General features: G+C 73.1%; 21 protein-coding genes. 12 read left to right on the top strand and 9 right to left on the bottom strand.

Translation table 11 applies throughout. The annotated features are described in order from the left end of the window. The first annotated feature begins 46 nt into the window (after window positions 1-46). Together ABT232_RS19870 and ABT232_RS19865 are read left to right on the top strand one after the other, a co-directional pair. Window positions 47-2,062 carry a CARDB domain-containing protein gene (locus tag ABT232_RS19870; RefSeq protein ID WP_351841604.1) on the top strand — a complete coding sequence of 672 codons (2,016 nt, stop codon included), beginning with the start codon at window positions 47-49 and terminating at the stop codon, window positions 2,060-2,062. Between the two features lie 182 nt (window positions 2,063-2,244). Then, window positions 2,245-3,978: an Ig-like domain repeat protein gene (locus ABT232_RS19865; protein WP_351841602.1), complete on the top strand. Its 1,734-nt coding sequence runs from the start codon at window positions 2,245-2,247 to the stop codon at window positions 3,976-3,978. Window positions 3,979-3,993: 15 nt separating this feature from the next. On the opposite strand, the gene ABT232_RS19860 is transcribed toward ABT232_RS19865, so the two are convergent. The 6 genes from ABT232_RS19860 to ABT232_RS19835 form a co-directional block, all read right to left on the bottom strand. Next, window positions 3,994-4,602 (bottom strand): hypothetical protein, encoded by a 609-nt coding sequence (locus ABT232_RS19860; protein ID WP_351841600.1) that lies wholly within the window; start codon window positions 4,600-4,602, stop codon window positions 3,994-3,996. After that, window positions 4,589-6,136: a vWA domain-containing protein gene (locus tag ABT232_RS19855; RefSeq protein ID WP_351841598.1), complete on the bottom strand. Its 1,548-nt coding sequence runs from the start codon at window positions 6,134-6,136 to the stop codon at window positions 4,589-4,591. The genes ABT232_RS19860 and ABT232_RS19855 overlap by 14 nt, the downstream gene beginning before the upstream one ends. Next, the gene (locus ABT232_RS19850) at window positions 6,133-7,326 is read right to left on the bottom strand and encodes a toxic anion resistance protein (RefSeq protein WP_450871704.1); all 1,194 of its coding nucleotides are present in this window, start codon (window positions 7,324-7,326) and stop codon (window positions 6,133-6,135) included. Before ABT232_RS19850 ends, ABT232_RS19855 begins: the two co-directional genes overlap by 4 nt. Then, window positions 7,323-8,399: a substrate-binding domain-containing protein gene (locus ABT232_RS19845; RefSeq protein ID WP_351841594.1), complete on the bottom strand. Its 1,077-nt coding sequence runs from the start codon at window positions 8,397-8,399 to the stop codon at window positions 7,323-7,325. Before ABT232_RS19845 ends, ABT232_RS19850 begins: the two co-directional genes overlap by 4 nt. A 172-nt stretch (window positions 8,400-8,571) precedes the next feature. Continuing rightward, the gene (locus tag ABT232_RS19840; protein WP_351841592.1) at window positions 8,572-8,985 is read right to left on the bottom strand and encodes an SCO4983 family protein; all 414 of its coding nucleotides are present in this window, start codon (window positions 8,983-8,985) and stop codon (window positions 8,572-8,574) included. Window positions 8,986-9,085: 100 nt separating this feature from the next. Next, window positions 9,086-10,297, bottom strand: a complete 1,212-nt coding sequence (locus ABT232_RS19835; RefSeq protein WP_351841590.1) for a pyridoxal phosphate-dependent aminotransferase — start codon at window positions 10,295-10,297, stop codon at window positions 9,086-9,088. A gap of 125 nt (window positions 10,298-10,422) precedes the next feature. On the opposite strand from ABT232_RS19835, the gene ABT232_RS19830 reads away from it, so the two are divergent. Then, window positions 10,423-11,043: a hypothetical protein gene (locus ABT232_RS19830; protein WP_351841588.1), complete on the top strand. Its 621-nt coding sequence runs from the start codon at window positions 10,423-10,425 to the stop codon at window positions 11,041-11,043. A 146-nt stretch (window positions 11,044-11,189) separates the two neighbouring features. Beyond that, window positions 11,190-12,026, top strand: a complete 837-nt coding sequence (locus ABT232_RS19825) for a trypsin-like serine peptidase (RefSeq protein WP_351841586.1) — start codon at window positions 11,190-11,192, stop codon at window positions 12,024-12,026. Window positions 12,027-12,030: 4 nt separating this feature from the next. On the opposite strand, the gene ABT232_RS19820 is transcribed toward ABT232_RS19825, so the two are convergent. Both ABT232_RS19820 and ABT232_RS19815 read right to left on the bottom strand, forming a co-directional pair. Then, the gene (locus ABT232_RS19820) at window positions 12,031-13,641 is read right to left on the bottom strand and encodes an N-acyl-D-amino-acid deacylase family protein (RefSeq protein WP_351841584.1); all 1,611 of its coding nucleotides are present in this window, start codon (window positions 13,639-13,641) and stop codon (window positions 12,031-12,033) included. Window positions 13,642-13,671: 30 nt separating this feature from the next. Then, a complete protein-coding gene (locus tag ABT232_RS19815; protein WP_351841582.1) occupies window positions 13,672-14,934 on the bottom strand; it encodes an alanine racemase in 1,263 nt (420 codons plus the stop codon). A 133-nt stretch (window positions 14,935-15,067) separates the two neighbouring features. Between ABT232_RS19815 and ABT232_RS19810 the strand changes: the two genes are divergently transcribed. The 5 genes from ABT232_RS19810 to ABT232_RS19790 all read left to right on the top strand — a co-directional run bounded on the left by ABT232_RS19810 (window position 15,068) and on the right by ABT232_RS19790 (window position 19,603). Then, a complete protein-coding gene (locus ABT232_RS19810) occupies window positions 15,068-16,114 on the top strand; it encodes a sugar kinase (RefSeq protein ID WP_351841580.1) in 1,047 nt (348 codons plus the stop codon). Beyond that, window positions 16,111-16,881: an IclR family transcriptional regulator gene (locus ABT232_RS19805; RefSeq protein WP_351841578.1), complete on the top strand. Its 771-nt coding sequence runs from the start codon at window positions 16,111-16,113 to the stop codon at window positions 16,879-16,881. Before ABT232_RS19810 ends, ABT232_RS19805 begins: the two co-directional genes overlap by 4 nt. Further along, a complete protein-coding gene (locus ABT232_RS19800) occupies window positions 16,878-17,288 on the top strand; it encodes a RidA family protein (RefSeq protein WP_351841576.1) in 411 nt (136 codons plus the stop codon). Before ABT232_RS19805 ends, ABT232_RS19800 begins: the two co-directional genes overlap by 4 nt. A gap of 123 nt (window positions 17,289-17,411) precedes the next feature. Then, the gene (locus ABT232_RS19795; protein ID WP_351841574.1) at window positions 17,412-18,878 is read left to right on the top strand and encodes a GntP family permease; all 1,467 of its coding nucleotides are present in this window, start codon (window positions 17,412-17,414) and stop codon (window positions 18,876-18,878) included. 164 nt (window positions 18,879-19,042) lie between these two features. After that, window positions 19,043-19,603 carry a hypothetical protein gene (locus tag ABT232_RS19790; RefSeq protein ID WP_351841572.1) on the top strand — a complete coding sequence of 187 codons (561 nt, stop codon included), beginning with the start codon at window positions 19,043-19,045 and terminating at the stop codon, window positions 19,601-19,603. Here ABT232_RS19790 and ABT232_RS19785 read toward each other — a convergent pair. Beyond that, on the bottom strand, window positions 19,600-20,943 hold the full coding sequence (locus ABT232_RS19785) for a M14 family metallopeptidase (RefSeq protein ID WP_351841570.1): 1,344 nt from the start codon (window positions 20,941-20,943) through the stop codon (window positions 19,600-19,602). The genes ABT232_RS19790 and ABT232_RS19785 overlap by 4 nt on opposite strands. A 356-nt stretch (window positions 20,944-21,299) precedes the next feature. Between ABT232_RS19785 and ABT232_RS19780 the strand changes: the two genes are divergently transcribed. From ABT232_RS19780 to ABT232_RS19770, 3 genes are all read left to right on the top strand, one after another. Next, window positions 21,300-23,621: an ATP-binding protein gene (locus tag ABT232_RS19780; protein WP_351841568.1), complete on the top strand. Its 2,322-nt coding sequence runs from the start codon at window positions 21,300-21,302 to the stop codon at window positions 23,619-23,621. Between the two features lie 340 nt (window positions 23,622-23,961). Continuing rightward, window positions 23,962-24,864, top strand: a complete 903-nt coding sequence (locus ABT232_RS19775) for an anti-sigma factor RsbA family regulatory protein (protein ID WP_351841566.1) — start codon at window positions 23,962-23,964, stop codon at window positions 24,862-24,864. A gap of 87 nt (window positions 24,865-24,951) precedes the next feature. Further along, entirely contained in the window at window positions 24,952-25,443 is a 492-nt protein-coding gene (locus tag ABT232_RS19770; RefSeq protein ID WP_450871703.1) for an ATP-binding protein, read from the top strand. The last annotated feature ends 13 nt before the right edge of the window (window positions 25,444-25,456 follow it).

Genomic DNA, 25,456 nt, shown 5'->3' with positions numbered 1-25,456 from the left:
GTCGTGGCGTGCCGCCCCTTGTGCGACGGGCGGAAGGCTGTCGCGCATGCTCATCTCTCTCGCGCGGCCGGCCCGGCGCCGCTGGGCCGGCCTCGCCCGCGCCGGGACCGTCGCGGCCACCGTCCTGGCACTCGTCCTGACCCTTCCCGGCACCGCGGCGGCCGCCCCGGGCGATCTCGATCCCACCTTCAGCGGTGACGGCAAGGTGCTGACCGACCTCGCCGACGACGACCAGGCCCGCGATGTGGCGGTGCAGCCCGACGGGAAGATCGTCTCCGTCGGCGCCGCCGCCGATCAGTCGCTCGTGGAGAGCTACTTCGCACTGACCCGCCACCACCCCGACGGCACCCTGGACACCAGCTTCGGCGGCGACGGCAAGGTCACCACGGCCATCAACAACATGGAGCCGAACCTCCAGTGGAGCGAGGCCGACGGGGTGGCGCTCCAGGACGACGGAAAGATCGTCGTCGTGGGCATGAGCTGGCGCGAGTACGAGAACTGCTGCTGGTTCGTGGTCGCCCGCTACAACGCCGACGGCACCCTGGACAACACCTTCAGCGGTGACGGCCGGGTCTTCGCCGACATCGACGGCCCGACCGAGGCCCGCGACGTGGCGATCGACTCCAGCGGCAGGATCGTCGCGGCCGGCTACTCCGGCGGCCGTATGGCGGTGCTCCGCCTCACCCCCGACGGCACCGCGGACACCACGTTCGGCGGCGACGGCACGGTCACCGCCAACCCGGCGGGACCGGTCGCGCAGGAGGGCGGGGACGGAAGCGCCCTGGCCCTCCAGCCGGACGGGAAGATCGTCGTCGGCGGCCACGTCGGCTCGACCCGCTTCGACTTCGCCCTGATGCGCTTCAACCCCGACGGCAGCGTCGACACCACCTTCGACGGCGACGGCATCGTCCGCACCGACTTCGGCGACTACGAGGGCGTCGAGGCGCTGGCGATCCAGCCCGACGGCCGGATCGTCGCGGTCGGCGGGGACTCCATGGCCCGCTATCTCACCAACGGCGGCCTCGACCCCACCTTCGGCAGCGGCGGCCGGGTCGTCCTCACCGGTGCCGCCGTCAACGACGTGGTGCTCCAGCCCGACGGGCGGATCGTGACGGCCGGCGGCAACGGGGCCGGCGGCGACTTCGCGGTCCTGCGCCACCTCGCCAACGGCAGCCCCGACACCGGCTTCGGCACCAACGGCAGGGTCGTCACCGACTTCGGCGGCGGCGACTGGGCGCGCGGCGTCGCCCTCCAGTCCGACGGCAAGATCGTCGCCGCCGGCGGCGGCGGACCCGACCAGGACTTCGCCCTCGCCCGCTACGAGGGCGGCGGCACGACGCCCCCGCCGCCCAGCGCGGACCTGATCGTCACCAAGTCCGGGCCGGCCTCCGTCAGCATCGGCGACCAGGCCACGTACACCGTGCGCGTGACCAACAGCTCCACCTCCACCGCGACCGCCACCGGTGTCACGCTCGTCGACACGATCTCCGGGGCCGGCGCGACCCTGGTGTCGGCCACCACCGGCCAGGGCAACTGCACCCTCACCTCCACGCGCACCGCCGCCTGCTCGCTGAACAACCTCGCCCCCGGCGCGAGCGCCACGGTCACCTTCGCCGCCGAGCCGCGCTTCCTCGGCACCCTCACCAACACCGCCACCGCCGACGCCGGCCAGACCGACCCGTCGTCGGCCAACGACACCGCCACGGTGACCAGCAGCGTCAACAACTCCCGCGGCTGCACCATCGTCGGCACCAGTGCCGCCGAGACCCTCACCGGCACCAGCGGCAACGACGTGATCTGCGCCCTCGGCGGCAACGACACCATCCGCGCGGGCAGCGGCTCCGACACCGTCTACGGCAACCACGGCAACGACAACGCCGACGGCGGCAACCAGAACGACACCCTCAACGGCGGCCCCGGCAACGACACGCTGACCGGCTACTACGGCGACGACCGGCTGATCACCACCGACGGCGTGTCCGGCAACGACACGGCCAACGGCGGCCCCGGCACCGACACCTGCACCACGGACACCGGCGACACCCGCATCAGCTGCCCCTGACCCCCGACCCGTCCCGCACGCTCGTGAAGGCCGTCACCACAAGCGGTGGCGGCCTTCGCGTCGTCGCATCACCGGTCACGCGCGCCCCCTTGCCCGGCGGATCTTCACACCGGTTTCATGGCGTTTACAAGTGCCTCACCCGTCCCGGTGCGGCACTCGAAGTCAGCCTGTGGGGGGCACAGTTGAATACAGCACACCGTCCCGGACGTCTCGCGGCCGCCGTCCTCGCCGCCGCGCTCGCCGGGACCGGCCTCACCGTCGCCGTGGCGCCCGCGGCGCACGCGGCGGCCTCCGACGTCGTCGCCAAGCTGCCGATCTCGTCGTTCTCCGCGCTGGCGGTGGACAACGTCCACCAGCGCGTCTTCGTGGCGGACAGCAACGTCGGCTACTACCTCAACTCGGGAACCATCGCGGTCTACGACTTCGGCGGCGAGCGCCTGACCACGATCGTCACCAACCAGAACCATGTCTCCGGCCTCGCGGTCAGCGCCGACGGCAGCAAGCTGTGGGTCGGCCTGCGCGAGCGCGTCGAGGCCTACGACACCGTCACCTACCAGCGCACCTCCGCCACCTACGCCTCCACCGACACCTGCGGCCGCGAGGTCGCCGTCTCCGGCGGTCAGGTCTACCTCACGACGCCGTACGCGCAGTACACCGGCGAGTGCCCGAGCGCGCGGACCGACCTCGACGGCCTGGTCGACGGCGTGTACCAGCGCACCGGCTGGAACGACACCGGCGATCTGCTGCTGGAGGCCGGCGCCGGCAACCGGATGCTCATGGGCCAGCCGCTCAACGCGAAGGCCACCGACCCGTTCGTCACCGTCTTCGACACCAGCGACGGCGGTCTGGTCCGCAACGCCGCGCGCCGGTTCGCCGACGCCGACGGCAAGGGCGCCCTGAACCTGAAGGACATGGCGCTCTCCGCCGACGGCGGCAAGGTCGCCCTCGCCGACGCCACCGCGGGCACCCGCCTGCTGAACAGCGGCGACCTGTCGGACGCGGCCACCGGCTACCAGCCGCTGCCCGCCGGCGCCACCGCCAGCGCGGTCGCCTTCAGCGGCGACGGCAAGTACATCGCCCGCGGCGCGTCGGCCACCGGCGCCACTCCCGACCTGCTGATCCAGCCCGCCGACCCGGCCGACGCCACACCGCCGCTGGAGTTCGTCTTCGAGGGCAGCCTCGACGGCGACCGGGTCGTGCCGCGCGGCACCGAGTGGTCGGCGGACGGCTCCCGGCTGTTCACGGTGACCACCAACGCGGCCGGCAGCCAGTACTGGCTGCACATCGTCCAGCCCCCGGCCGTCCAGTACGACGTCCGTCTCGGCGGCGACCTCACCCACAGCCCCGCCCAGGCGGCGGCGGGCGAACCGCTGGCGGTGCGCGGCCGGCTGGAGCACGACGGCCCGGCACCGGCGCAGCCGCTGAAGGTGACGGCGACCCGCACCGACACGAACGGCACCCACGAGCTGGGCACCTTCACCGTCCGGGAGGACGGCACGTACACCGTCCTCGACGAGCCGGACCTGGTCGGCGAGGCCACCTACACGGTCTCCTTCCTCGGCGACCTGACCCACCGCCCCGCCACCGACGTCACCCACACCGTGTCCGTCGGCAAGGCGGCCAGCTCCCTGACGCTCACCGCCCCGGCGGAGGCCACGCTCGACGGCGGCATCGAGATCACCGGCACCTTCACCGCGCAGGGCAAGGCACTGCCGGAGCGGGCCGTGCTGAAGGTGCAGCGCACGGACCGGCTCGGCAGCGGCACGCTCACGCCGGTCACGGTCGCCGCCGACGGCACCTTCACCGTCAACGACATCCCGCGCACCCGGCGCGAGGTGACCTACACGATCAGCTGGGCGGGCGACGACCTGCACAGCGGGTCGACGGCCTCGGCGACGGTGTTCGTCCGGCGCTGAGTCTCCGGCGCCGAGTCACAGGGAGCCGCCCCGGCCCTCCAGATACCGGGTGTGGGACTCCTGACGGCGGGCCTCGGACTCCCCGAGGCCCGCCGCCACCTGCCGCACCTCCTCGCGCAGCACGGACAGCTGCCGCTCCAGGTGCTCCTCCGGCGACTGCCGGCCGGGGGCCACCCGGGTCCACCAGCGGGTGCGGACGTAGGTGTCGACGGCCTCCGGGACGTCCTGGCGCACCGCGCGGAACAGCACATGCGTCCCCTCGGGGTCCCGCGCGAGCAGCGGGGCGCCCCGCTCCGGGTCCAGCAGGTCCGCCATCACGGCGGTCAGCTCGCGGAGCCCGGCACCGGCGGCGGCCGGCAGCTCGACCTCGGTGAGGTAGTCGCGCAGCTTTCCCAGGTCCGTGCGGACCTGGTCCAGCTGCTCGGACGGCGACGGGAAGCCCGGCGGGCCGGGCCGCTCCGGCGGGGCGAGCAGCGCGCCCGCGCCGTACAGACCGGCGACGACGGCCGGCCAGAACGCGCCCGCCAGGCCGGTGAAGGTGAGCACGAGTCCCAGCAGACCGCAGGCGCAGCCGGTCAGGTTCTTGCGGGACTCCAGCCAGCCCAGGGCCCTACTGGTAGCCACGGATCTCCTCGAAGGCGCCGTCCAGCGAGCCCTCCCGGGCGTCGAAGAGCCGGCCGCCGGTCAGTTCGGCGACGCGTTCCAGCGCGGCGCGGTCGGAGTCGCCGAACAGGATGGGGAAGACGGGGATGTCCCGCCGGTGGCCGGTGAGCCCGGCGTGGAAGGCCTCGAAGTCCTCGGCCGTGTCGCCGGTGGTGTTCTCGCCGTCCGTCATCAGCACGATCGAGGTGAACGTGTCCCGGTCGTCGCCCAGCTCGTCGTACGCCTTCTCCAGCGAGGTGTAGACGGCGGTGTCGCCCTCGGCCTCCAGCGCCTCGGTGTCCCGCCGGATGCCGTCCAGCCCCGACCGTGGGTCCGCGGGGTCCACGACATGGGTGCGGACGGCCTTCACCCGCGACCCGAACGGCATCAGCGTGACCTCCTCCCGCTCCCGGAAGTCCCCGGTCAGTCCGGTCAGCGCCTGCTTCAGCCGGGTCAGCCGGTCGCCCTCCATCGAGCCCGAGGTGTCCAGCACGTACACGGTCCGCGACGGTCGGCGCAGCTCGTTCTCGTACGAGTGGAGCAGCCCGTCCGCGACCGAACGGGTGCCCGGGAAGGGCAGTTCGCGGCGGCGCGAGGTGTCCAGGCCGGCCGCGGGCGCCACCGAGGGCACGACCGGGCGGCGGTGCGTGCGTTCCGTGATCGCCCGCTGGATCCGAGGGGTGCGCAGCGCCTCGGCCAGCCTCCGCACGTCCTCCCGTGCGGAGGCCGGGGCGGAGGCGAGGGAGGACAGCGGGTAGTCGGCGGTGACGACCCCGTCGACCGGCCGGATCACGGTCATGCCCGGGATGCCAGCGAGCACGGACTCGTAGGTGAACAGTGCGTCGACGTCCGGGCGGTCGGCGTACGCGCCGGCCAGCCAGCCCGACGAACCCGAGGTCAGCCGCTGCCCCGCGAAGAACTCCTTCAGCCGGGGCGTGGCCTCCTTCACGTCCGCGTCCGTGAGCGCGGACTGGGCGCCGGAGAGCGCGGAGGCGACCGAGACCAGGGTGGCGAAACCGGAGTGGGAGCGCGCCGGGTCGGTCATGCCGTAGGTGAGGCCGCCGGAGCGCACGGCCTTCTCGACGTCGGACCAGGTGACCTCCTCCGGCTGCCAGCCCAGCTCCTCGACGGTGCCGGAGCGGACGCCGATGGCGACCGGGCTGGCCATCACCGGGGTCTCCGACACCACGCGCCGCGCCGCGTCCGGGCGCAGCCGCAGATGGTCGCCGGAGGCCAGCCACACCGCGTCGTACAGCCCCTTGGCCTCGTCCCGTGCCAGCAGGTCGACGGCGTCGAGGGTGCCGAGGTAGGTGGGGCGGACGGTGATGCCGGTGTCCTCGCGGATCCGGTCCAGGACCGGGGTCATGTCGCTCAGCTCGCTGGAGGCGAGGACGCGCAGCGTACCGGGCTGGTAGGACCAGGGGTCCTCGGCGAGGCCGTCGTCGCGGGCCGCCGAGGTGCAGGACGCCAGCAGGGCCAGCGCGGCGGTCACGGCGACGGCGATCGGGCGTCTCATACCGGTCCGCCTTCCAGAGCGCCCTGGGACCGGCTCCGCTCCAGGTGGCCGCTCGCCTGCCGCAGTTCCGCGGTCAGCGACTCCACGGTGCCGGCCATCACCTCGGTGGCCTGCGCCTTGAAGGTGTCGATGGCGTCGAGCGTGCGGTAGATCTGCTGGAACGCCGCGCGCAGGGTCTCCGCGCCGACCGCCGGGTCGGCGGCGATCCGCTGGATATCACCGCTCTGCGTGGCCAGCATCTCCGCGTTGCCCCGGATCAGCTCCTCGGTGGTCCCGCGCAACGCGTCGACCTGCTCGGTCACCTTCTTCTGGTGGTCGAGCGCGGAGGCCAGCATCACCGCGATGCGCAGCGCCGAGACGGTGGTGGTGGCCGCCCGGTCGACGCCCTTGATCAGCTCGTCGTTGTTGCGCCGTACGACGTCCATGGCGAGGTAGCCCTGGGCGCAGACGGCCAGCTGGGTGAGCAGGTCCTGGTGCTTCTGCCGGACCGGGAAGAGCACATCGGCGCGGAGCGTGCCGGCCTGCGCCGGGTCGGCCGCCTCGACGTCGGCGATGTGCCGCTCCACGGCCTCGTCCAGGGCCTCGGTGAGGATCACGTACTCCTGGAGCTTGCCCATGGTCTCCCACAGGCGGACCCGTTCGGTCTGGAGCGCGGCGTTGTCGCGGCGCAGCTCGTCCTGGCCGCCGCGCAGCGCGCCGACGATCCGGTTCAGGGTGCCCTGCGAGGTGGCGTACTTGGCGAGGTGGTCGCGGAACCTGTTGCCGCCGGGCAGCCGGGAGAGGAACCTGCGGCCCTTGGCGGCGGGCAGGTCCCGCGGATCCAGGTCCTCCACCACCCGCCGCAGCTCCACCAGCGAGGTCGCCACTCGCGCGGAGGCGTCCTGGCCCTTGTCGGGCAGGCTGCGCACGGTGCGCTCCAGCATCCGGTTGGACTGCGCGGCGGCGCCGCGCATCTCTGCGGCGCCGAGCGCGGTGATCTCGCCGACCTTTCCGGCGAACTCGGGGGAGCGGGCGTCGAGCGCGGCGAGCGAGGCGATGTGGTCGGAGGCCTTGCGGGCGAGGTCGGCGCGGGTGCTCTCGTCGACGGGGACCAGGCCGCCGGCCTTCTCCTTGGGTATCGCCGCGACCGGGTCGGGCGGGGTGAGCGTGAAGTCTTCTTGGTGATCGGTCACTTGATGGTCCCCCGTCATCCGCGCGCCCGGCGCGCCATGTCGTGCAGCACCGCGGAGGTCGGCACGGGCGCCTGCCGGACACCGGCGAGCTGCTGGTTGAGGTAGGCGGTGCGGTCCTCGGTGGCCGCGGTGAACTCGGCGCTCGCGCCCTGCGGCCGGAAGCCGTGCCGGGCGGCGAGTGCGCGCAACGCCGGGTCGGTGCCGAGGAGTTCGCCGAGCGCCCGGCCGTCGTCGGTGAACGGGACGACGGTGTGGTCGCTGGTGGCGGTGGTGTCCGGGTAGAGGACGGTCAGGTCGCCGGCGCTGCGCCCGTCCGAGAGCAGGGCGGCCACCTGCGACTCGTACACCAGGACCAGCGGGTTGCCGGCGCCGCTGACGAAGTCCCGGAACGCCGCGTCCGTGCTGGACTGCTGGGCGCCCTGCACACTGACCAGCTTGCGCAGCAGGGGCGCGGTGCGGTCGAGGTCGGCGTCGCTCGCCACCACCCGGCCGCCGTTGTCCACGTAGGAGGCGGCGGCGAGGTAGAGGGCGCCGGAGCTGGAGGTCGCCGGGTCGGTGGTGGCGATGTACAGCGTGCCGCTCAGCTCGCCGTACCGCTGCGCGCCCTTGAGCTGCTGCCAGGTGCGGTCGTCGCGGGCCGCGTCGAGGAAGGCCGCCATCCGGAGGGTGCCGGTGTGCTTCCCGCCGAGGTCGGCGAGTCTGTTGCCGGCCAGCACCTCGGCGGCGTTGCGGTGGGCGACCACGACGAGCGGCGAGTAGAAGGGCCGCGGCAGCGGCTGCCGTACGCCGTGCTTGGCGGCCAGCTCGGTGGCGGGTGCCTGGCTGGACGGGAAGGCGAAGTCGTACTCGCCGAGGTCCAGCCCTTCCATGGCCCAGGACCCGGAGGTCTCGGCCTCGACGGTGTAGCCCTTGGCGGCGAGGGCCTTCACCACGTCGGGGTCGGCGAAGAACTCCGCCTTCTCCGATCCGATCACTGCGCGCACGGTCTTCGTTGCCGTGCCCTGGTCCTCTCCTTGCCGGCCCGCGACGACGGCGGCCACCACGCCACCGATCAGCAGGACCGCGAGGACTGTGCCTGCGATGCGTCTCACGGGAGCAGAGTGCTCGCGGAAGCCGACATTCCCCGGCGGGGGCGATGAACGGGGGGTGTCGTACCGGCCCCGGCATCGCAACGCCGGAAGGAGGGGAAGTCATGGCAACCCGGTCCGCGCGTCGCTGCGGGTGCACGCGGACCGGGGCCGTTCGTGGGAGCCCCTCAGGGGCTCAGTGGGCCGTCACCTCACGCGGCCCGAGGGCGTCCGCGTGCGCGTCCATCCGCTCGGCGGCGAGGATCGCGGCGGCGGTGTCCGCCCGGGAGGCGGCGACGACCAGGGCCCGCCCCGCCAGCGCGTGCGCACGCTGGTGCAGCGCGGCGAGGTGCGGTTCGGAGACCGGGCTCACCGCGGCGCGGACCGGTGCCCGCCCGCCGCGCAGCCGGGCCACCTGGCCCGAGAGCCGGACGGCCGCGGTGTCCAGGTCGGTGGACGGGGCCAGCGCGCGCAGCTCGTCGGTGACGGCGAGCAGTGCCGCGAGATGGCCCGCGAGCTGGATGTCCAGCTCCTCCTCACGGGTCCGGTGCGGGAAGTCCGGGGCGCCGGCCGTCGTGTGGACCGACTTGGTGCGGATCGGTTCGTACATGGGACGGCCTCCTGTGCTCTGACAGAAGCCATCCTACATTAGATCCGGTCTAAAGTTGAGTGTGATCCCGAATTCGGGGGCCGACGGCGTCGCGGCCGGTTCAGGGCTGGCTGTATCCGTCCAGGAAGGTGCCGATCCGGCCCACCGCGTCGCGCAGATCGCCCGCCGACGGCAGCGTCACCACCCGGAAGTGATCGGGCTCCGGCCAGTTGAAGCCGGTGCCGTGGACGACCATGATCTTCTCCTGGCGGAGCAGGTCCAGGACCATCCGCCGGTCGTCCTTGATCTTGAAGACCTTGGGGTCGAGGCGCGGGAAGAGATAGAGCGCGCCCTTCGGGCGGACACAGGTCACACCCGGGATCTGGGTCAGCAGCTCGTAGGCGACGTCCAGCTGCTCCTTCAGCCGGCCGCCCGGCAGCACCAGGTCGTTGATCGACTGGCGGCCGCTGAGCGCGGCGACCACGCCGTGCTGGCCCGGCATGTTGGCGCACAGCCGCATGTTCGCCAGGATCGTCAGACCCTCGATGTAGGAGTCGGCGTGGGCGCGCGGACCGCTTATGGCCATCCAGCCCACCCGGTAGCCGGCCACCCGGTACGCCTTCGACATGCCGTTGAAGGTGAGGGTGAGCAGGTCCGGGGCGACGGAGGCGGTCGGGATGTGCCGGGCGCCGTCGTAGAGGATCTTGTCGTAGATCTCGTCGGAGCAGACCAGCAGGTTGTGGCGGCGGGCGATGTCCGTCAGCCCACGCAGCACCGCCTCGTCGTAGACCGCGCCGGTCGGGTTGTTCGGGTTGATGATCACGATCGCCTTGGTGCGGTCGGTCACCTTGCGCTCGACGTCGGCCAGGTCCGGCATCCAGTCCGACTGCTCGTCGCAGCGGTAGTGCACCGCCGTACCGCCGGACAGCGAGACCGCGGCCGTCCACAGCGGGTAGTCGGGGGCCGGTACGAGGACCTCGTCGCCGTCGTCCAGCAGCCCCTGCATCGCCATGGTGATCAGCTCGGAGACACCGTTGCCGATGAAGACGTGCTCGACGTCCGTCTCGATGCCGAGGGTCTGGTTGTGCATGACGACGGCCCGCCGCGCGGCCAGCAGGCCCTTGGCGTCGCCGTAGCCGTGCGCGGTGGAGACGTTGCGGAGGATGTCCTCCAGGATCTCCGGCGGGCACTCGAAGCCGAAGGCGGCCGGGTTGCCGGTGTTCAGCTTGAGAATGCGGTGACCGGCAGCTTCCAGCCGCATCGCCTCCTCAAGGACCGGGCCCCGGATCTCGTAACAGACGTTGGCGAGCTTCGTCGACTGGATCACCTGCATGTCTGGGAGCTTACGGCCGGGTATCGCTCCGCGGGTCGTGTTTTCCGCCACGTGAGACGAGTGTTTTGAGCGGGTATGGGCGACCGCTGTCCTTGGGGACACCGGAGTCCCTACAATGCGCGGCCATGTCCGAGCCCCCCAGAACGGGTGACCCCCAGGGTCCGCCGATGGTGTACCAGCCGCAGCCGGAGGAGATCCCGGCGTACGAGGAGTACGCCGATCCGGCGACCGCGCACGGCTGGCAGAACACCTACGACGAGACGCGCGAGCTGCCCGCCGTGGCGGCCTCGCCGCGCCGCTCCCGGCGCAAGCCCAGCCCCTGGCGGCAGCGCCGGGTGGCGGTCGCCGCCGGTGCGGTGGGCGCGGTGTCCGCCGCGGCGCTGGTCGCCGGTTTCGCCTTCTCCGGGTCGTCCTCCTCGGGCGGCGCGCAGAGCGAGAAGGGCCGTACCGGTCCGACGGCCGGCGACACGGACGCCGTGCCGGAGGAGTCGGCGGACGCGCGCACGGGCGGCGAGCGCACGGCCTCCGCGCCGGCCGCGGCGGGCACCGGCGCCGGCGGGTCCGCCCCGACCGCGAACCCGTCCGGCGACGCCGCGGCCCCGACGGCCCCCACCGCCTCGCCGACCTCGGCCGCGGCGGCCCCCGTGTCCACCCCCGCCGCCCCCGCCACCTCCGCCCCGGTGGCCCCCGGCGACGGCGACGGCGACGACAAGCCGGGCCGCGGGCAGGGCAAAGGGCCCCGATAGGCCGGAGGAACCCGCGAGAACCCGCCATCCGCGGGCCTGAAACGCCTCCTTGTCCCCTCATGTCTCCGCACTAACAATGCGCATGACAAGACAGCGGGCGGCCGGACGACCTCCGGCCGCCCCGTCACACCAGAGGGGACCCCCACATGAAGAAGCCTCTCCTCGCCACGCTCGCGGCCCTGGTCATCACCGGGACGGGCGCGGCACCCGCCGTCGCGGCGGCCCCGGACACCGAGGCGCCCGCGATCCAGGCGGTGGACTTCGCCGGCACCGTCGCGCTCAGCAACTGCTCCGGCTCCGTCATCCGCATGCCGGACGCCGCCGACGACGACCCGGCGCTGGTCCTCACCAACGGCCACTGTCTGGAGTCCGGCTTCCCGGAACCCGGCGAGGTCGTCGTCGACCAGGCCTCCACCCGCTCCTTCGGCCTGCTGACCTCCGCCGGCACCCGGGTGGCGACCCTGCGCGCCGGCAAGATCGCCTACTCGACGATGACCGACACCGACGTCGCCGTCTACCAGCTCACCCGCACCTACGGGCAGATCAGAAGCTCCTACGGCATCAGCGCGCTCACCCTGAACGACACCCGCCCCACCGCCGGGACGTCGATCAGCGTGGTCTCCGGCTACTGGAAGCGGATCTACACCTGCTCCATCGACGGCTTCGTGCACGAGATGCGCGAGGGCGACTGGACCTGGAAGGACTCCGTCCGCTACACCGCCGCCTGCGACACCATCGGCGGCACCTCCGGCTCCCCGGTCGTCGACCGCACCACCGGCCGGGTCGTCGCCGTCAACAACACCGGCAACGAGGACGGCGAGCGCTGCACGGTCAACAACCCGTGCGAGGTCGACGCGAACGGCAACGTCACGGTCCGCCAGGGCATCAACTACGCCCAGCAGACCTACCAGCTCGCCGCCTGCTTCGGCCTGGACAGCAAGCTGGACCTGTACGCGAGCGGCTGCACGCTGCCCAAGCCGTGACCGCTCACACCGGCGTGCGGCGCACCGACCGGCCCGCCAGGACGTCCGTCCGCCGCCCGTCGTCGATCACGAACCGCCCGTCCACCAGGACGTACGGGATGCCGGTCGGCAAGGTGCGCGGACGGTCGTAGGTCGAGCCCGCCGCGACGGTCGCCGGGTCGAAGAGCACCAGGTCGGCCCGGTGGCCCTCGCGCACCACACCCCGGTCCGGCAGCCGCAGCCGGGCCGCCGGCCGGGAGGTGAGGTGGGCGACGCACTCCTCCAGCGAGAGCACGCCCAGCTCACGGACGTACCGGCCCAGGTAGTGCGGGAAGGTGCCGTACGCCCGCGGATGCGGCTTGGCGCCCTGGAGGATGCCGTCGGAGCCGCCGGTGTGGACGCGGTGCCGCATGATCGCCCGCACGTTCTCCTCGTGGCCGACGTGCTGGAGGATCGTCGGCCCGAGCCGGTCCTCGACCAGCAGCCGGTGCGCGACGGTCCAGGGCTCCTCGCCGCGCGCCCGGGCCGCCTCCAGGACCGTGCGGCCCACGTACTCCCCGAGCGCCGGATCGGTCACGCCGGAGATCTCGATGGTGTCCCACTCCACCGGCACGCCGTGGCAGCCGTCCGCGCCGAGCACCTCCATGTGGTGCCGGACGCGCGCGGCGGTCTCCGGGTCGGTCAGCCGCTTCAGCGCCTGCTCAGGACCGCCCTCGCTCGCCCAGCTCGGCAGCAGTGCCGCGAGGGTGGTGCAGCCGGGGGTGTACGGGTAGGTGTCGAGGCTGATGTCGGCCCCGGCGGCCAGCGCGTCGTCCAGCAGCGTCAGCAGCTCGCCGGCGCGGCCCTTGTTCACGCCGAAGTTCATGGTGGCGTGCGCCAGGTGCAGCGCGCAGCCCGCCTCCCGGGTGAGCGCCACCATCTCCTCGTACGCCCGCAGCGCGCCCGCCCCGTACGAGCGGTGGTGCGGGCAGTAGTAGCCGCCGTACGAGGCCACCACCCGGCACAGCTCGGTCAGCTCGGCGTCCTTGGCGTACATGCCGGGCGTGTACGTCAGCCCGGACGACAGGCCGACCGCGCCCTGCTCCAGGCCCTCGGCGACCAGGCGCCGCATCCTCTCCAGCTCGGCCGGGGTCGCCTCGCGGTCCTCCCAGCCGACGGCGAGCGCGCGGACCGTGCCCTGCGGGATCAGATAGGCGGCGTTCACCGCGATCCCGCGGTCGAGGCGGTCCAGGTACTCGCCGACCGACCGCCAGTCGAAGTCGATGTCGTCACCGGAGCCGTTCCAGCCGGTGATCGCGCGGCGCACCTCGCCGAGCGTGCGGTCGTCGACCGGCGCGTACGACAGCCCGTCCTGGCCGATCACCTCCAGGGTGACGCCCTGCGCGGCCTTGGCGCTGTGGTCGGGGTCGCGCAGCAGCGCCAGGTCGCTGTGGGCGTGCATGTCGATGAAGCCGGGGGAGAGGACCAGGCCCTCGGCGTCCAGCTCGCGCACGGCGGACGGGCGCTGGCAGCCCGCCGCGGCGGCCTCCTTGACGATCGACACGATCCGGCCGCCGTCCACGACCACATCGGCGCGGTAGGAGGGCGCGCCGGTGCCGTCGACGACGTCCGCGTCCCGGATGACGAGGTCTTCCATCGCGATTGCCTCCGGTTTCCTGGGCGTTTCCTAGAAGAACGTGCGGACGTAGTCGACGACCGTGCCGTCCGCCTCGGCCACCGGGATCAGCTGCCACTTGTCGAACGAGGTGCACGGGTGGGACAGCCCCAGCCCGATCCAGTCGCCGACCTCCAGATCCGCCTCCGGCCCGGTCCGCAGCCAGGCGTGCTGGTCGGACAGGCCCGTCACCTCGATCCCGGTGGCCGGGCGCTCGGTGCCGTCGCGGCGGACCACCTGGGCGAACGGCAGGTCCAGGTCGTGGGCCGCGTCCCGCTTGCCCGCGTTGGCGAAGGCCTGCCCGGCCGACGGGCGGGAGACGACCTGCGCCCACAGCCGGAACGCGGGCTCCAGCGCGCCCTCCTCCGGGACCCGGGTGAACGGGGTCAGCTTGCGGTAGTGGCCGTCGTCGTGGGAGACGTAGGCGCCGGAGCGCAGCAGCTTCAGTACCGGCGCGGAGAGGTCCGGGAGCGCGGCGAAGGCGTCCGCGACCGCGTCGAACCAGGCGCTGCCGCCCGCGCTCACCACGATCTCGTCCAGGCCCGCGAACCGGCCCGCCTTGTCGAAGTCGACGGCCAGCGCGACCAGCCGGTCCAGCCACGCCCGCACCCGCTCCGGCGTCGCCCGCGGCACCTCGCCCTCGTAGCCGGCGACCCCGACCAGGCGCAGCCGGTCGGTCGCGGCCACCGCGTCGGCGACCGCCGCGCACTCCGCCTCGGTGCGCACACCGGTGCGGGCCTCCTCGCCGGCGGCCAGCTCCACGACCACGTCGAGCGGGCGGGGGGCGTCCGCCAGGGCCGCCGCCATCAGCTCCACACCGCGCACGGAGTCGATGTAGCAGACGAACCGGAAGTCCGGGTCGGCCAGTTCGGCGGCGAGCCGGCGCAGCGCCGCCGGGTCCACCAGCTCGTTCGCCAGGAACACCCGTCGCACCCCGAACGCCCGCGCCACCCACACCTGGTGCGGCACCGCGAGGGTGATGCCCCAGGCGCCCCGCTCCAGCTGCCGGGCGAACAGCTGCGGGGCCATGGAGGTCTTGCCGTGCGGCGCGAAGGCCAGCCCGTGCCGGTCGGTGTACGTCGCCATCAGCCGCAGGTTGTGCTCCAGGTGCTCGGCGGACAGCGCGAGCACGGGCGTGGTGAAGCCGCCGGTGAAGAGGTTGCGGCGCTGGGCGGCCAGCTCGCCCACGGTGAGCCCGGCGGCGTCCGGCGGGAGGCCACGGAAGCGGTGGTCGACACGTTCCCCGGCGAGACCGGCGAGGGCTTCGCTGTTCATGGAGCCTCCCTGATCAGGTACGTTGCAGCAAATGCAACGTCCATTGCGTATATCGCTTACCGCTGTCTAGCATTTCGGCCGACGCGGGGTCAACGAAACCGCGTCCCGCAGCCGACGAGGAGCTACGAGCATCGTGACCACCACCGGACCCCGCAACGCCCCCGGCGTCCCGCCCGACGTCGTGGACGTCGTCGCGCTCGGCGAGTCCATGGTCACCTTCCTGCCCACCCGCCCCGGACGCCTCGCCGACGTGCCCTCCTTCGACCGCGGCATCGGCGGCGCCGAATCCAACGTGGTCTGCGTACTGGCGGCCGCCGGACACTCCGCCCGCTGGGTCAGCCGGGTCGGCGACGACGGCTTCGGCGACCACCTCGTCGAGACGATCGCCGGCTACGGCGTCGACACCAGCGCCGTCCGCCGCGACCCCGCCCGCCCCACCGGCATCTACTTCCGCACCGCCGGCGACCGCGCCACCGACGCCCACGAGGTCGCCTACTACCGCGCCGGCTCCGCCGCCTCCGCGATGAGCACGGACGACGTCGACCTCGCCGCCGTCCGCGCCGGGCGCGTCCTGCACCTCTCCGGGATCACCGCCGCGCTCTCCGCGAGCTGCCTGGACCTCATGCGGGAACTGACCGCGCCCCGCCCCGGCCGCCCGCTGGTCTCCTTCGACGTCAACCACCGGCCCGGCCTGTGGCGGGACACCGACGGGTCGGCGGTGCTGCGGGACCTCGCCCGCCGCGCCGACCTCGTCTTCGTCGGCGAGGACGAGGCCTGGGGACTCGACGGCCCGGCCGCCGTCCGCGCCGCGCTCCCCGAACCCGAGATCCTCGTCGTCAAGCAGGGCCCGGCCGGCGCCACCGCCTTCCACGGCCCGGACGCCACCTTCGTGCCCGCCCTCGACGTGGACGTCGTCGCCGCCGTCGGCGCAGGCGACGCCTTCGCCGCCGGATTCCTCTCCGCCACCCTGCGCGGACTGCCCGTCCGCGACCGCCTGCGCCACGGCCACCTCCTGGCCGCCGCCGCCCTCACCACCCCCGGCGACCTCGCGTCGCCCCCCGCCCGCGACCACGCCGACCGGCTCGCCGCCCTCGACGACGCCGCGTGGGGGAGACTTCGACTCGGCCCCGGCTGGACAGCCGCCACCCATGGGGCCGACGAGGAGGTACGTACGCCATGAGCCAGACCGTCGACCGCGCGCTGAGCATCCTGCCGCTGCTCGCCGAGGGACCCGCCGACCTCGGACAGGTCGCCGACCGCCTCGGCGTGCACAAGTCCACCGCCCTGCGGCTGCTGCGCACCCTCCACGAGCACGGCTTCGTCTACCGCCAGTCCGACCAGCGCTACCGCCTCGGCGCCCGGCTGTTCGCCCTCGCCCAGGAGGCGATGGAGAACCTGGACATCCGCGAGATCGCCCACCCCCACCTCGTCCGCCTCAACGAACAGTGCGGGCACACCGTGCACCTCGCCGTCCACGAGGAGAACGAGGTCCTCTACATCGACAAGGTGGACAGCCGCTACCCGGTCCGCATGTACTCGCGGATCGGCAAGCCGGTCGCCCTCACCGTCGCGGCGGTCGCCAAGCTGCTGCTCGCCGACCTCCCCGAGCACGAGCGCCGCGCCCTCGCGGACAAGCTCGACTACCCCCTTTACACAGCCCGTTCGACACCCAACGCCGCCGCCTTCCTGCGGGAGCTGGAGAAGGTGCGCGAACAGGGCTGGGCCACCGACCTCGGCGGCCACGAGGAGTCCATCAACTGCGTCGCCGCACCCGTCCGCGGCGCCGACGGCCGGGTCGTCGCCGCCATGTCGGTCTCCGCGCCGAACGTCGTCGTCACCGCCGACGAACTCCTCACCCTGCTCCCGCTGGTGCGCCGTACGGCGGAGGACATCAGCGGCGAGTACTCCGGCAGAACCACGGCAAAGGACCCCAAGGACACCGCATGACCGACAAGATCGCCCTCACCCCGAAGACCCACACCACCCCGCCCGCGAAGTTCTCGCACGGCGTGCGGAAGGGCAACATCCTCCAGGTCGCCGGCCAGGTCGGCTTCCTCCCCGCCGAGGAGGGCAAGCCCCCCACGCCGGCCGGGCCCACCCTGCGCGAGCAGACCCTCCAGACCCTCGCCAACGTCAAGGCGATCCTCGAGGAGGGCGGCGCGAGCTGGGACGACGTGATGATGATCCGCGTCTACCTCACCGACGTCGGCCACTTCGCCGAGATGAACGACATCTACAACACCTACTTCGAGGAGCAGGGCCTCACCCAGCCCCCGGCCGCCCGCACGACGGTCTACGTCGGCCTGCCCGCCGGACTCCTCATCGAGATCGACGCCCTCGCCGTCCTGAGCTGATCTCCGCCGCACTCCCGCACGCCGTGACCGACGCGGCGCCCGTCATCCCTCGGGGCGCCGCGCCGCGCTTCCCCCTGCCCGAAAGCCGTATGCACTTACCGCGTTCACGTAGAGGACCCCCGTATGTCCCATCCGCTCGCCGCCTCCGCCACCCCCGAGACCCCACCCCGCACCGGCGGACTGCTCCTCCTCGTCGACGGCACCGCCGGGCTGCTCACCGTCGCCGCCCTCGGCATCGCCCTGCTGCTCCTCCTGATCATCAAGGCGCGGCTCCAGCCGTTCGTCGCGCTGCTCGCCGTCTCCATAGCCGTCGGCCTGATGGCCGGCCTGTCCGTCACCGAACTCTTCGGCACCGTCCAGCGCTCGGACGCCGTCTCCACCATCGAGTCCGGCATGGGCGGCATCCTCGGCCATGTCGCCATCATCATCGGCCTGGGCACCATGCTCGGCGCCATCCTTGAAGTCAGCGGCGGCGCACAGGTGCTGGCCTCCCGGCTGCTCGGACTGTTCGGCGAGCGGCGCGCCCCGCTCGCCATGGGCCTGACCGGCCTGATCTTCGGCATCCCGGTCTTCTTCGACGTCGGCATCTTCGTCCTCGCGCCGATCGTCTACGCCGCCGCCAAACGCTCCGGCAAGTCCATCCTGCTGTACTGCCTGCCGCTGCTCGCCGGTCTGTCCATGACCCACGCCTTCCTGCCCCCGCATCCCGGTCCGGTGGCCGCCGCCGGTCTGCTCCACGTCGACCTCGGCTGGGTCATCCTCATGGGCGTCGTCTGCGGCATCCCGGCGGTGCTGGCCGCCTGGGCGTACTCGGCCTGGATCGGCCGCCGCATCTTCGTGCCGGTCCCGCAGGACATGGTCGAGGCCGCCGAGGAGGCCAAGCGGGCGGTGCTCGACGAGCAGCGCGCCCCGCGCGAGGAGCCGGTCGCGCTCGGCACGGTCCTCGCCATCATCGGCACCCCGCTGATCCTGATCCTCGCCGCCACCTTCTCCTCGATCGCGCTGGACCCCTCCACGCTCCGCTCGGTCATCGAGTTCTTCGGCCACCCCTTCGTGGCCCTCACCCTCGCCCTGCTGCTCGCCTACTACGTCCTCGGCATCCGCCGCGGCTGGTCCCGCAAGTCGCTGGAATCGGTGTCCACGTCCTCGCTGAAGCCGGTCGGCAACATCCTGCTCGTGGTCGGCGCGGGCGGTGTCTTCGGCGCCGTCCTCAAGGCCAGCGGGGTCGCCCAGGCGCTGTCGGACACCTTCAACGACGTCGGCCTGCCGGTGCTCGTGCTGTCCTACCTGATCTCCCTGGTCCTGCGGGTCGCACAGGGCTCGGCCACGGTCGCCATCGTCACCACGGCCGGCATCGTGGCCCCGCTGCTGGCCGAGGGCGACCACTCCCAGGCCTTCGTCGCCCTCGTCATCATGGCGATCTCGGCGGGCTCGATCTTCGCCTCGCACGTCAACGACGGCGGCTTCTGGATCGTCGCCAAGTACTTCGGGATCAGCGAGCGCGAGACCCTGAAGACCTGGACGGTGCTCGAATCGGTGCTGTCGCTGGCCGGGTTCGCGGTGGCCGCCGTCCTCAGCCTGTTCGTCTAGGAGCGAACGCCCCCTGGGTCCGCCCGGAAGGCGACCCGTCCCCGACCGGCGCCCCGTGTGCAATGGATGACGGGGAGCACTACGGGGGAGCAGCCGCCCCGTCCGTCGGCGTGGCGGGCGGGGCTGGCTGTTGCGAGCACAGGGATGTCGTCCATACTTCGCCCGTGGAGCAGCGCATAGGACCCAGCATTCAGCCCCTGCAAGGCGCCGCGGCGGACCCGGCGTTCGTCCCCGGCATCACGGGCCCGCGCCCCGCCGAGCCGGACGGGACGGCGGCACCCGAGGCCGCGGTTCCCGAGGACCCGGCCGCGAAGGAGGCCGCGGACGAGGACACCGCCGGCGAGGAGGCCGTCGACGAGGTGGTCCTCGACGAGAAGGACGCCGACGACGACCCGGCCGCCGCCGAACCCGACGCCGACGGCCCCGTCTTCGAGGCCGCCGACCGGCGGGCGCGGATCGTCGCCGACGCCAGGGGCGTACGCCTCAGTCTCGACGAGGAGAGCTGCGAGTTCCGCTGGGACGAGATCGGCGCGGTCGAGACCGAGTCGGCCCGGTTCGGCAAGCGGTTCACCGTCACCGTGCACACCCCTGACCGGCGCTGGTACCCGATCGAGATCGAGGCACCGGCCAGGGCGCGCTTCGCGGAGTGGGAGTCACAGCTCGACGCGGTGCTGGACGCCTACTTCGACGAGGACGCGGACGGGCAGCCCGAGGACGACGACTAGCAGTACTGGGCCTGCTTGCCGATCGACCGGTACATGCAGTCGGCGTTCTCCAGCAGTTGCAGGACCGCGTCCCGGTTCCGTGAGGTCTCCCGCTCGATCACCTCGTCGGGCGGGTAGAACCCGCCTCCGGAACTGGAGCTCGGATACATCTCGAAGGTGTAGCCGAAGATCCTGTGGGTGCCCCAGAGGTAGTCGTCGATCGACCCGTCGGTGATGTACAGGTCGCTGGACTGCTCCGGGGTGTAGCCGTTGCTGGCCGCCATCTTCTGGCCGATCGCCGCGAACGCGTTGCGGTCGTCGGCGGTCATGCCCGTGGTCGTGTCGGAGTACGTGTACCCGAACGGCCACAGCACCAGCTCGCTGTAGGTGTGGAAGTCGATGCCCGCCTTGATCTGCTGCGTCCCGCCGACGACCCGGCTGCGCACGAAGTCGGAGACGACCTTGACCTCCTTCGCCGACTCCGGCGCCGAGCCCCGGTAGGTCTCGGAGGACGTCGACCCGGAGGAGCCGCCGCAGCAGCCCCAGCGGTAGTTCCAGTTCCGGTTGAGGTCGGTGCCGACGTACGACGAACCGGAGTTGGGCTGCCGGTTCTTGCGCCAGGACCGGTAGGAGCCGGAGGCGATGTCGTACTCGCCGCCGTCCGGGTTGAGGTCCGGGACGATCCAGATCTCACGGTTGTTCACCATGCTGGTGACACGGGAGTCCGTGCCGTAGTCGCCGGTCAGCTCGCGCAGCAGGTACAGCGCCATCTCGACGGTGAGGTGTTCGCGGGCGTGCTGGTGGTGGGTGAACAGCACCTCCGGCTCGGCCTCGTCGGTGCCCACGTTGTCGCTGATCTTCACGGCGACGATGTTCCGGCCCTGGTAGGAGGTGCCGATCGTGCGCTGGGAGGCGATCGACGGGTTGGCCGCGACGATGGAGTTGATCTCGCTCGTCATCTCCGCGTAGTTGTGGTACCGCGAGTCGGCCGACGGGAAGTCGTAGAGCCGGATCTCGTCCGCCCCCGCCGACCGGTCCGGTACGGCGCCCAGTGCGGTGACGTCGTAGCCGAGCCGGCGCAGCGTCCGGATCTGGTCCGCACGGCCGGAGACCACGACGCCGTGCCCGTGGACCTCGTCCACGGTGACGCCGGTCCGCTGAAGTGCCGTGCGGTCCTTGGCCGTCGAGTGCAGATGAACCTCGTACTGGCGGATGTCGTCCGCCGACGCGGTCGCCTCGGCCGCGCTGTCGGCGGTGGCCGTGGCCGATATCGGGGCCGCGAGGGTGAGGGCGAGCAGGGCGGCGAGGACGGCGGTGCGTCTGCCGCCGCTGTCGCCTCGGCCGCGGATGCGAAGTCGCATGAAGTCTCCTTGGTTCTCCAGGGATTCCGGGGTCTCCGGAAGTGGGGAGTGGAGCTGGGGAGTGGAGCCGGGGGGTGGTTCTTCCGTGCGACGTGCCGGTGTGGCGCTCATGGTTGAGCCGATGGCATGAGCAGGTCAATAGTGGGCGGCGGGTGGATGGCCTGAACCAGGCCAAAAACGGCCGCGCAGTGTACGGGGGACCGCCGCCGCACGAGGCAGCCCCGGCAAAGTGCACCCGCGCGTGTGATTGTCGCGTGCATATATGTGGAGCCCGGGAGAGGGTGAGGGTCCGCGGACGGGCAGCCGCGGAACCGTTGCCGACTCCCCGACACCCACCCCCAGAGGACTGGCTGATCATGGGCGGATCAGCGCCACGACGGGACTGTCAGCTGCCGGTCGAGACGACCAGCTTCGTCGACCGGCGCGACGAACAGGCCGAAGGCCGCGACCTGCTGGCCCGCGCCCGGCTGGTCACCCTGACCGGGCCCGGCGGCGTCGGCAAGACCCGCCTCGCCATCCGGATCGCGGCCCGCGTCGCCCGCGCCTTCTCCGACGGAGTCCGCTTCGTCCACCTCTCCGGCCTGCACGACCCGGCCCTCGTCCCGCTCGCCGCCGCCGACGCGCTCGGCCTGCACGACCACTCCGCACAGCCCCCGCTCGACGCCCTCGCGGCCAAGGTCCGCGACCGGCGGCTGCTGCTCGTCGTCGACAACTGCGAACACCTGCCGACCGCCTGCGCCGACCTCGCCGCGGCCCTGCTGCGCGGCACCACCGGCGTGCGCGTCCTCGCCACCAGCCGGCACCGCCTCGGCCTCACCGAGGAACACCTCATGGAGGTACGGCCCCTGCCGGTCCCCGACCCCGACGGCGACCTCTCCGCCGCCGACGCGAGCCCCGCGCTCACCCTCTTCGCCGACCGCGCCGCCGCCGTCGTCCCCGGTTTCCGCCTCACCCCCGACAACCGGGCCGCCGTCGCCCGCCTGTGCCGGCGCCTCGACGGACTGCCCCTCGCCATCGAACTCGCCGCCGTCCGGATGCGCGTCCTGGGCGTCGAACAGCTCCTCGCCCGCCTCGACGACCGCTACCGCCTGCTCTCCGCCGGCAGCCCCGCCGTCCTGCCCCGCCACCAGACCCTGCGCGCCGCCGTCGACTGGAGCCACGAACTGTGCACCGCGAAGGAGCAGACGGTGTGGGCCCGCGCCTCCGTGCTGGCCGGCGGCTTCGACCTGGAGACCGCCGAAGCCGTCTGCGCCGACGGCGAGGAGATCCGCACCCACGACGTCCTCGAAGCCGTCGCCGGACTCGTCGACAAGTCCGTCCTCTGCCGCGAACCCGGCCCCGACGGCGTCCGCTACCGCCTGCTCGACACCCTGCGCCACTACGGCCTGGACAGACTCCGGCAGAGACCCGGCGAGGAGACCGCCGCCCGGCGGCGCCAGCGCGACTGGGCCCAGGAACGCGCCGCCGCCTGCGAACAGGCCTGGTTCGGCCCCGGCCAGCGCGAGATCGTCGCCCGGCTCCGCGCCGACCAGGACAACCTGCGCGCCGCCCTCGACTTCAGCCTCACCACCCCCGGCGAAGCCCTCGCCGGCCTCCGCCTGGCCGGCACCCTGTGGTTCTACTGGCACGCCTGCGGCGCCCCCCGCGAAGGCCGCTACTGGCTCGACCGCGCCCTCGACGCCGCCCCCGCACCCACCCGCGAACGCGCCCGCGCCCTGTGGATCTCCGGCCTCCTCGCCGGCTGCCCGGAAGACCTCACCCGCGGCCTGCGCCGCGCCGAACGCGCCGCCGCCCTCGCCCGGCGGCTCGGCGACGAGGCGGAGGCCGCGCACGCCGAGTACGTCATCGGCGTCATCCGCCTGTTCAGCGACGACCTCCACGCCGCCCTCGACCACTTCCGCGCCAGCGTCGCCCGCGGCCGCGTCCCCGGCCAGCACCTCAGCATGGCCGGCCTCGACCGCGTCGAACTCGCCTGCGCCCTCGGCTTCCTCGGCGAGGCCGACCAGGCCATCGCGGTCTGCGAGGAGACCCGGCGGCTGTGCGAGGCGCACGGCGAGGAATGGGTGCTGTCGTACGTGCTGCGCATGCTGGCCCTCGCCCACACCGTCAAACGGGACTGGCCACGCGCCGAGCGGCACGCCCGCGAGGCACTGCGCCGCAAACTCGCCGTCCACGACATCACCGGCATCGGCCTCACCCTCGACCTGCTCGCCCAGATCGCCGGCCACGGCGCCGCCCCCGACCGCGCCGCCGTCCTGCTCGGCGGCGCCGACCGGGTCTGGGCCGACGTCGACCGCGACCGCTGGGGCTCCGCCGCCCTCGGCGCCACCCGCCACGGCACCGAGACCCGGGCCCGCGAGGCCGTCGGCGCCGACCGCTACGAACGCGCCTACCGGCGAGGCGCCGCCCTCGGCCTCACCGAGATCGTCGGCTACGCCCTGGAGGAGCACCGGCCACCCGACCCGCCCGAACCCGAACGGCCCGCGCCGGGCGTCCGGCTCACCCGGCGCGAGACCGAGGTCGCCGAACTCGTCGCCCAAGGACTCGCCAACCAGCAGATCGCCGACCGCCTGGTGATCGCCCGCCGCACCGCCGAAGGCCATGTGGAACGCATCCTCAGCAAACTCGGCTTCAGCAACCGCAGCCAGATCGCCGCCTGGGTCACGGCCCACCGCTGAACCACCCGACCGAACGGGCCCGTCACACCACCGACAGGAAACGGTCCCGGCTTGCGCGGGACCCCTAGCACCACCACCGTCAGCCAACCGTCCTGGCTCGCGCGGGACCCGCACAACACCGATAGGAACCGGTCCCGGCTCGCGCGGGACCCCTCGCACCACCGGAGCCACCCGTCCCGGCTCGGGCGGGACCCCGTACCTCCGACGCCCACCCGTCCCGGCTCCTGCCGGGCGCCACCCCACCGACAAGGAACCGGTCCCGGCTGGCGCGGGACCCCGTACCTCCGACACCCACTCGTCCCGGTTCGCGCGGGACCTGCACAGCATCGACAGGGAACCCATGACCAGCCCGACCGCCACGCCTCCCAGTCCCCTCGACCACCGCATGGCCGTGCACGGCTCCGACGAGGAGTTCCTGGCCGCCGCCCTGCCCTTCCTCGCCGAAGGCCTCGTCGCGCCCGACGAGCCCCCGCCCGTCGCCGTGGTCGCTCCCGGCAAGCTCGACCTGCTGCGCGACACCCTCGCCGACGACGCCCGGCGCGTCGTCCTCATGCCTCACACCGACTGGTACACCGGCTCCGCCGCCAACGCCGTCGCCCAGGCGGCCCGCTACCTCGCCGAACACGGCGGCCCCGGCGGCCGCATCCACCTCCTCATGGAACCCGACTGGGGCGGCAGGGCCGGCCGCTCGGCACGCGAGTCCGCCGAGTGGATCCGCTACGAGGCCCTGTCCAACCTGCTGTTCGCCCCGTTCGCCACCACCGCCCTGTGCGTCTACGACGCCCGCACCGCCGGCCCCGCCGTCATCGCCGCCGCCCGCCGCGCCCACCCCGACACCGAGGTGTACGCCGACCCGCTGCTGGTCGCCGCCGAACTGGACGCCGTACCCCTGCCGCCGCCCCCGCGCGACGCGCACCGGCTGCGCGCGGCCGACCCCGCGGCCGTGCGCGGCTGGGCGCTCGCCCAGGGGCTGGCGGCCGCGGAGGCGGAGCGGTTCGCCACGGCGGTGGCGGAGGCCACCGTGGAACCGGTCACCGAGGTGCTGCTGTGGGGCGAGGCGCCGCACTGCGTCTGCGAGCTGCGCTCCCCGCGCCGCGTCCACGACCCGCTCGCCGGCTTCGTCCCGCCGCCCGCCGCCGAACCGGCGCCCGGCCAGGGCCTGTGGTTCGCCCGGCAGGTCTGCGCCTACGTCGACATCCGCGCCGACGACACGGGAGGATCGGTCCGCCTCCAGTACGCGTAGCGAGCGCGGGTGCCGTGCCGCCACGCAGGTATGGAATCGGGTAGTCCTCCCCGTGTACCGCACCCGCCCCCGGGACAACCTGAAGCCATGCTGCGACTCTCCGGGGGCCTCCTCCCGGACCCCGACCCCGAGTACGGCGCGTACCCCCAGCCCCCGATGGGCGCGGGACACGCCAGCACCGAGTACGCCCCGCGGCCGTCCGCGGTCGGCGAGGCCCGCGCGGAGGTACGCAGGCGACTGGAGACCTGGGGGCTGGCGGAGCGGGACGACCTGGACGATCTGGTGGCCACGGCGGAACTCCTGGTCAGCGAGCTCGCCACCAACGCCCTGCTGCACTCGGCGAGCCGCTTCCGCCTCACCCTCACCGCCGCCCACGGCGTCCTGCGCTGCGAGGTGGCCGACGCCGGCCGCCGCGTCCCGCAGGTGCTCCAGGCGGGCACGTCGGAGAGCGGCCGGGGGATGTACCTGGTGGACGCGCTCGCCCGGCGCTGGGGCTGCCATCAGGACGGGTTGGGCAAGACCGTGTGGTTCGAGCTCGGCACGTGCGCGTGCGACGGCTGCGGTCGGCGACAGCCGTAGCACGGGAGCAGCC

Origin of the sequence: Streptomyces sp. NPDC001532 (assembly GCF_040298625.1) — a bacterium.
Lineage (GTDB): Bacteria > Actinomycetota > Actinomycetes > Streptomycetales > Streptomycetaceae > Streptomyces.
This window is presented reverse-complemented; position numbering and strand designations above follow the sequence as displayed.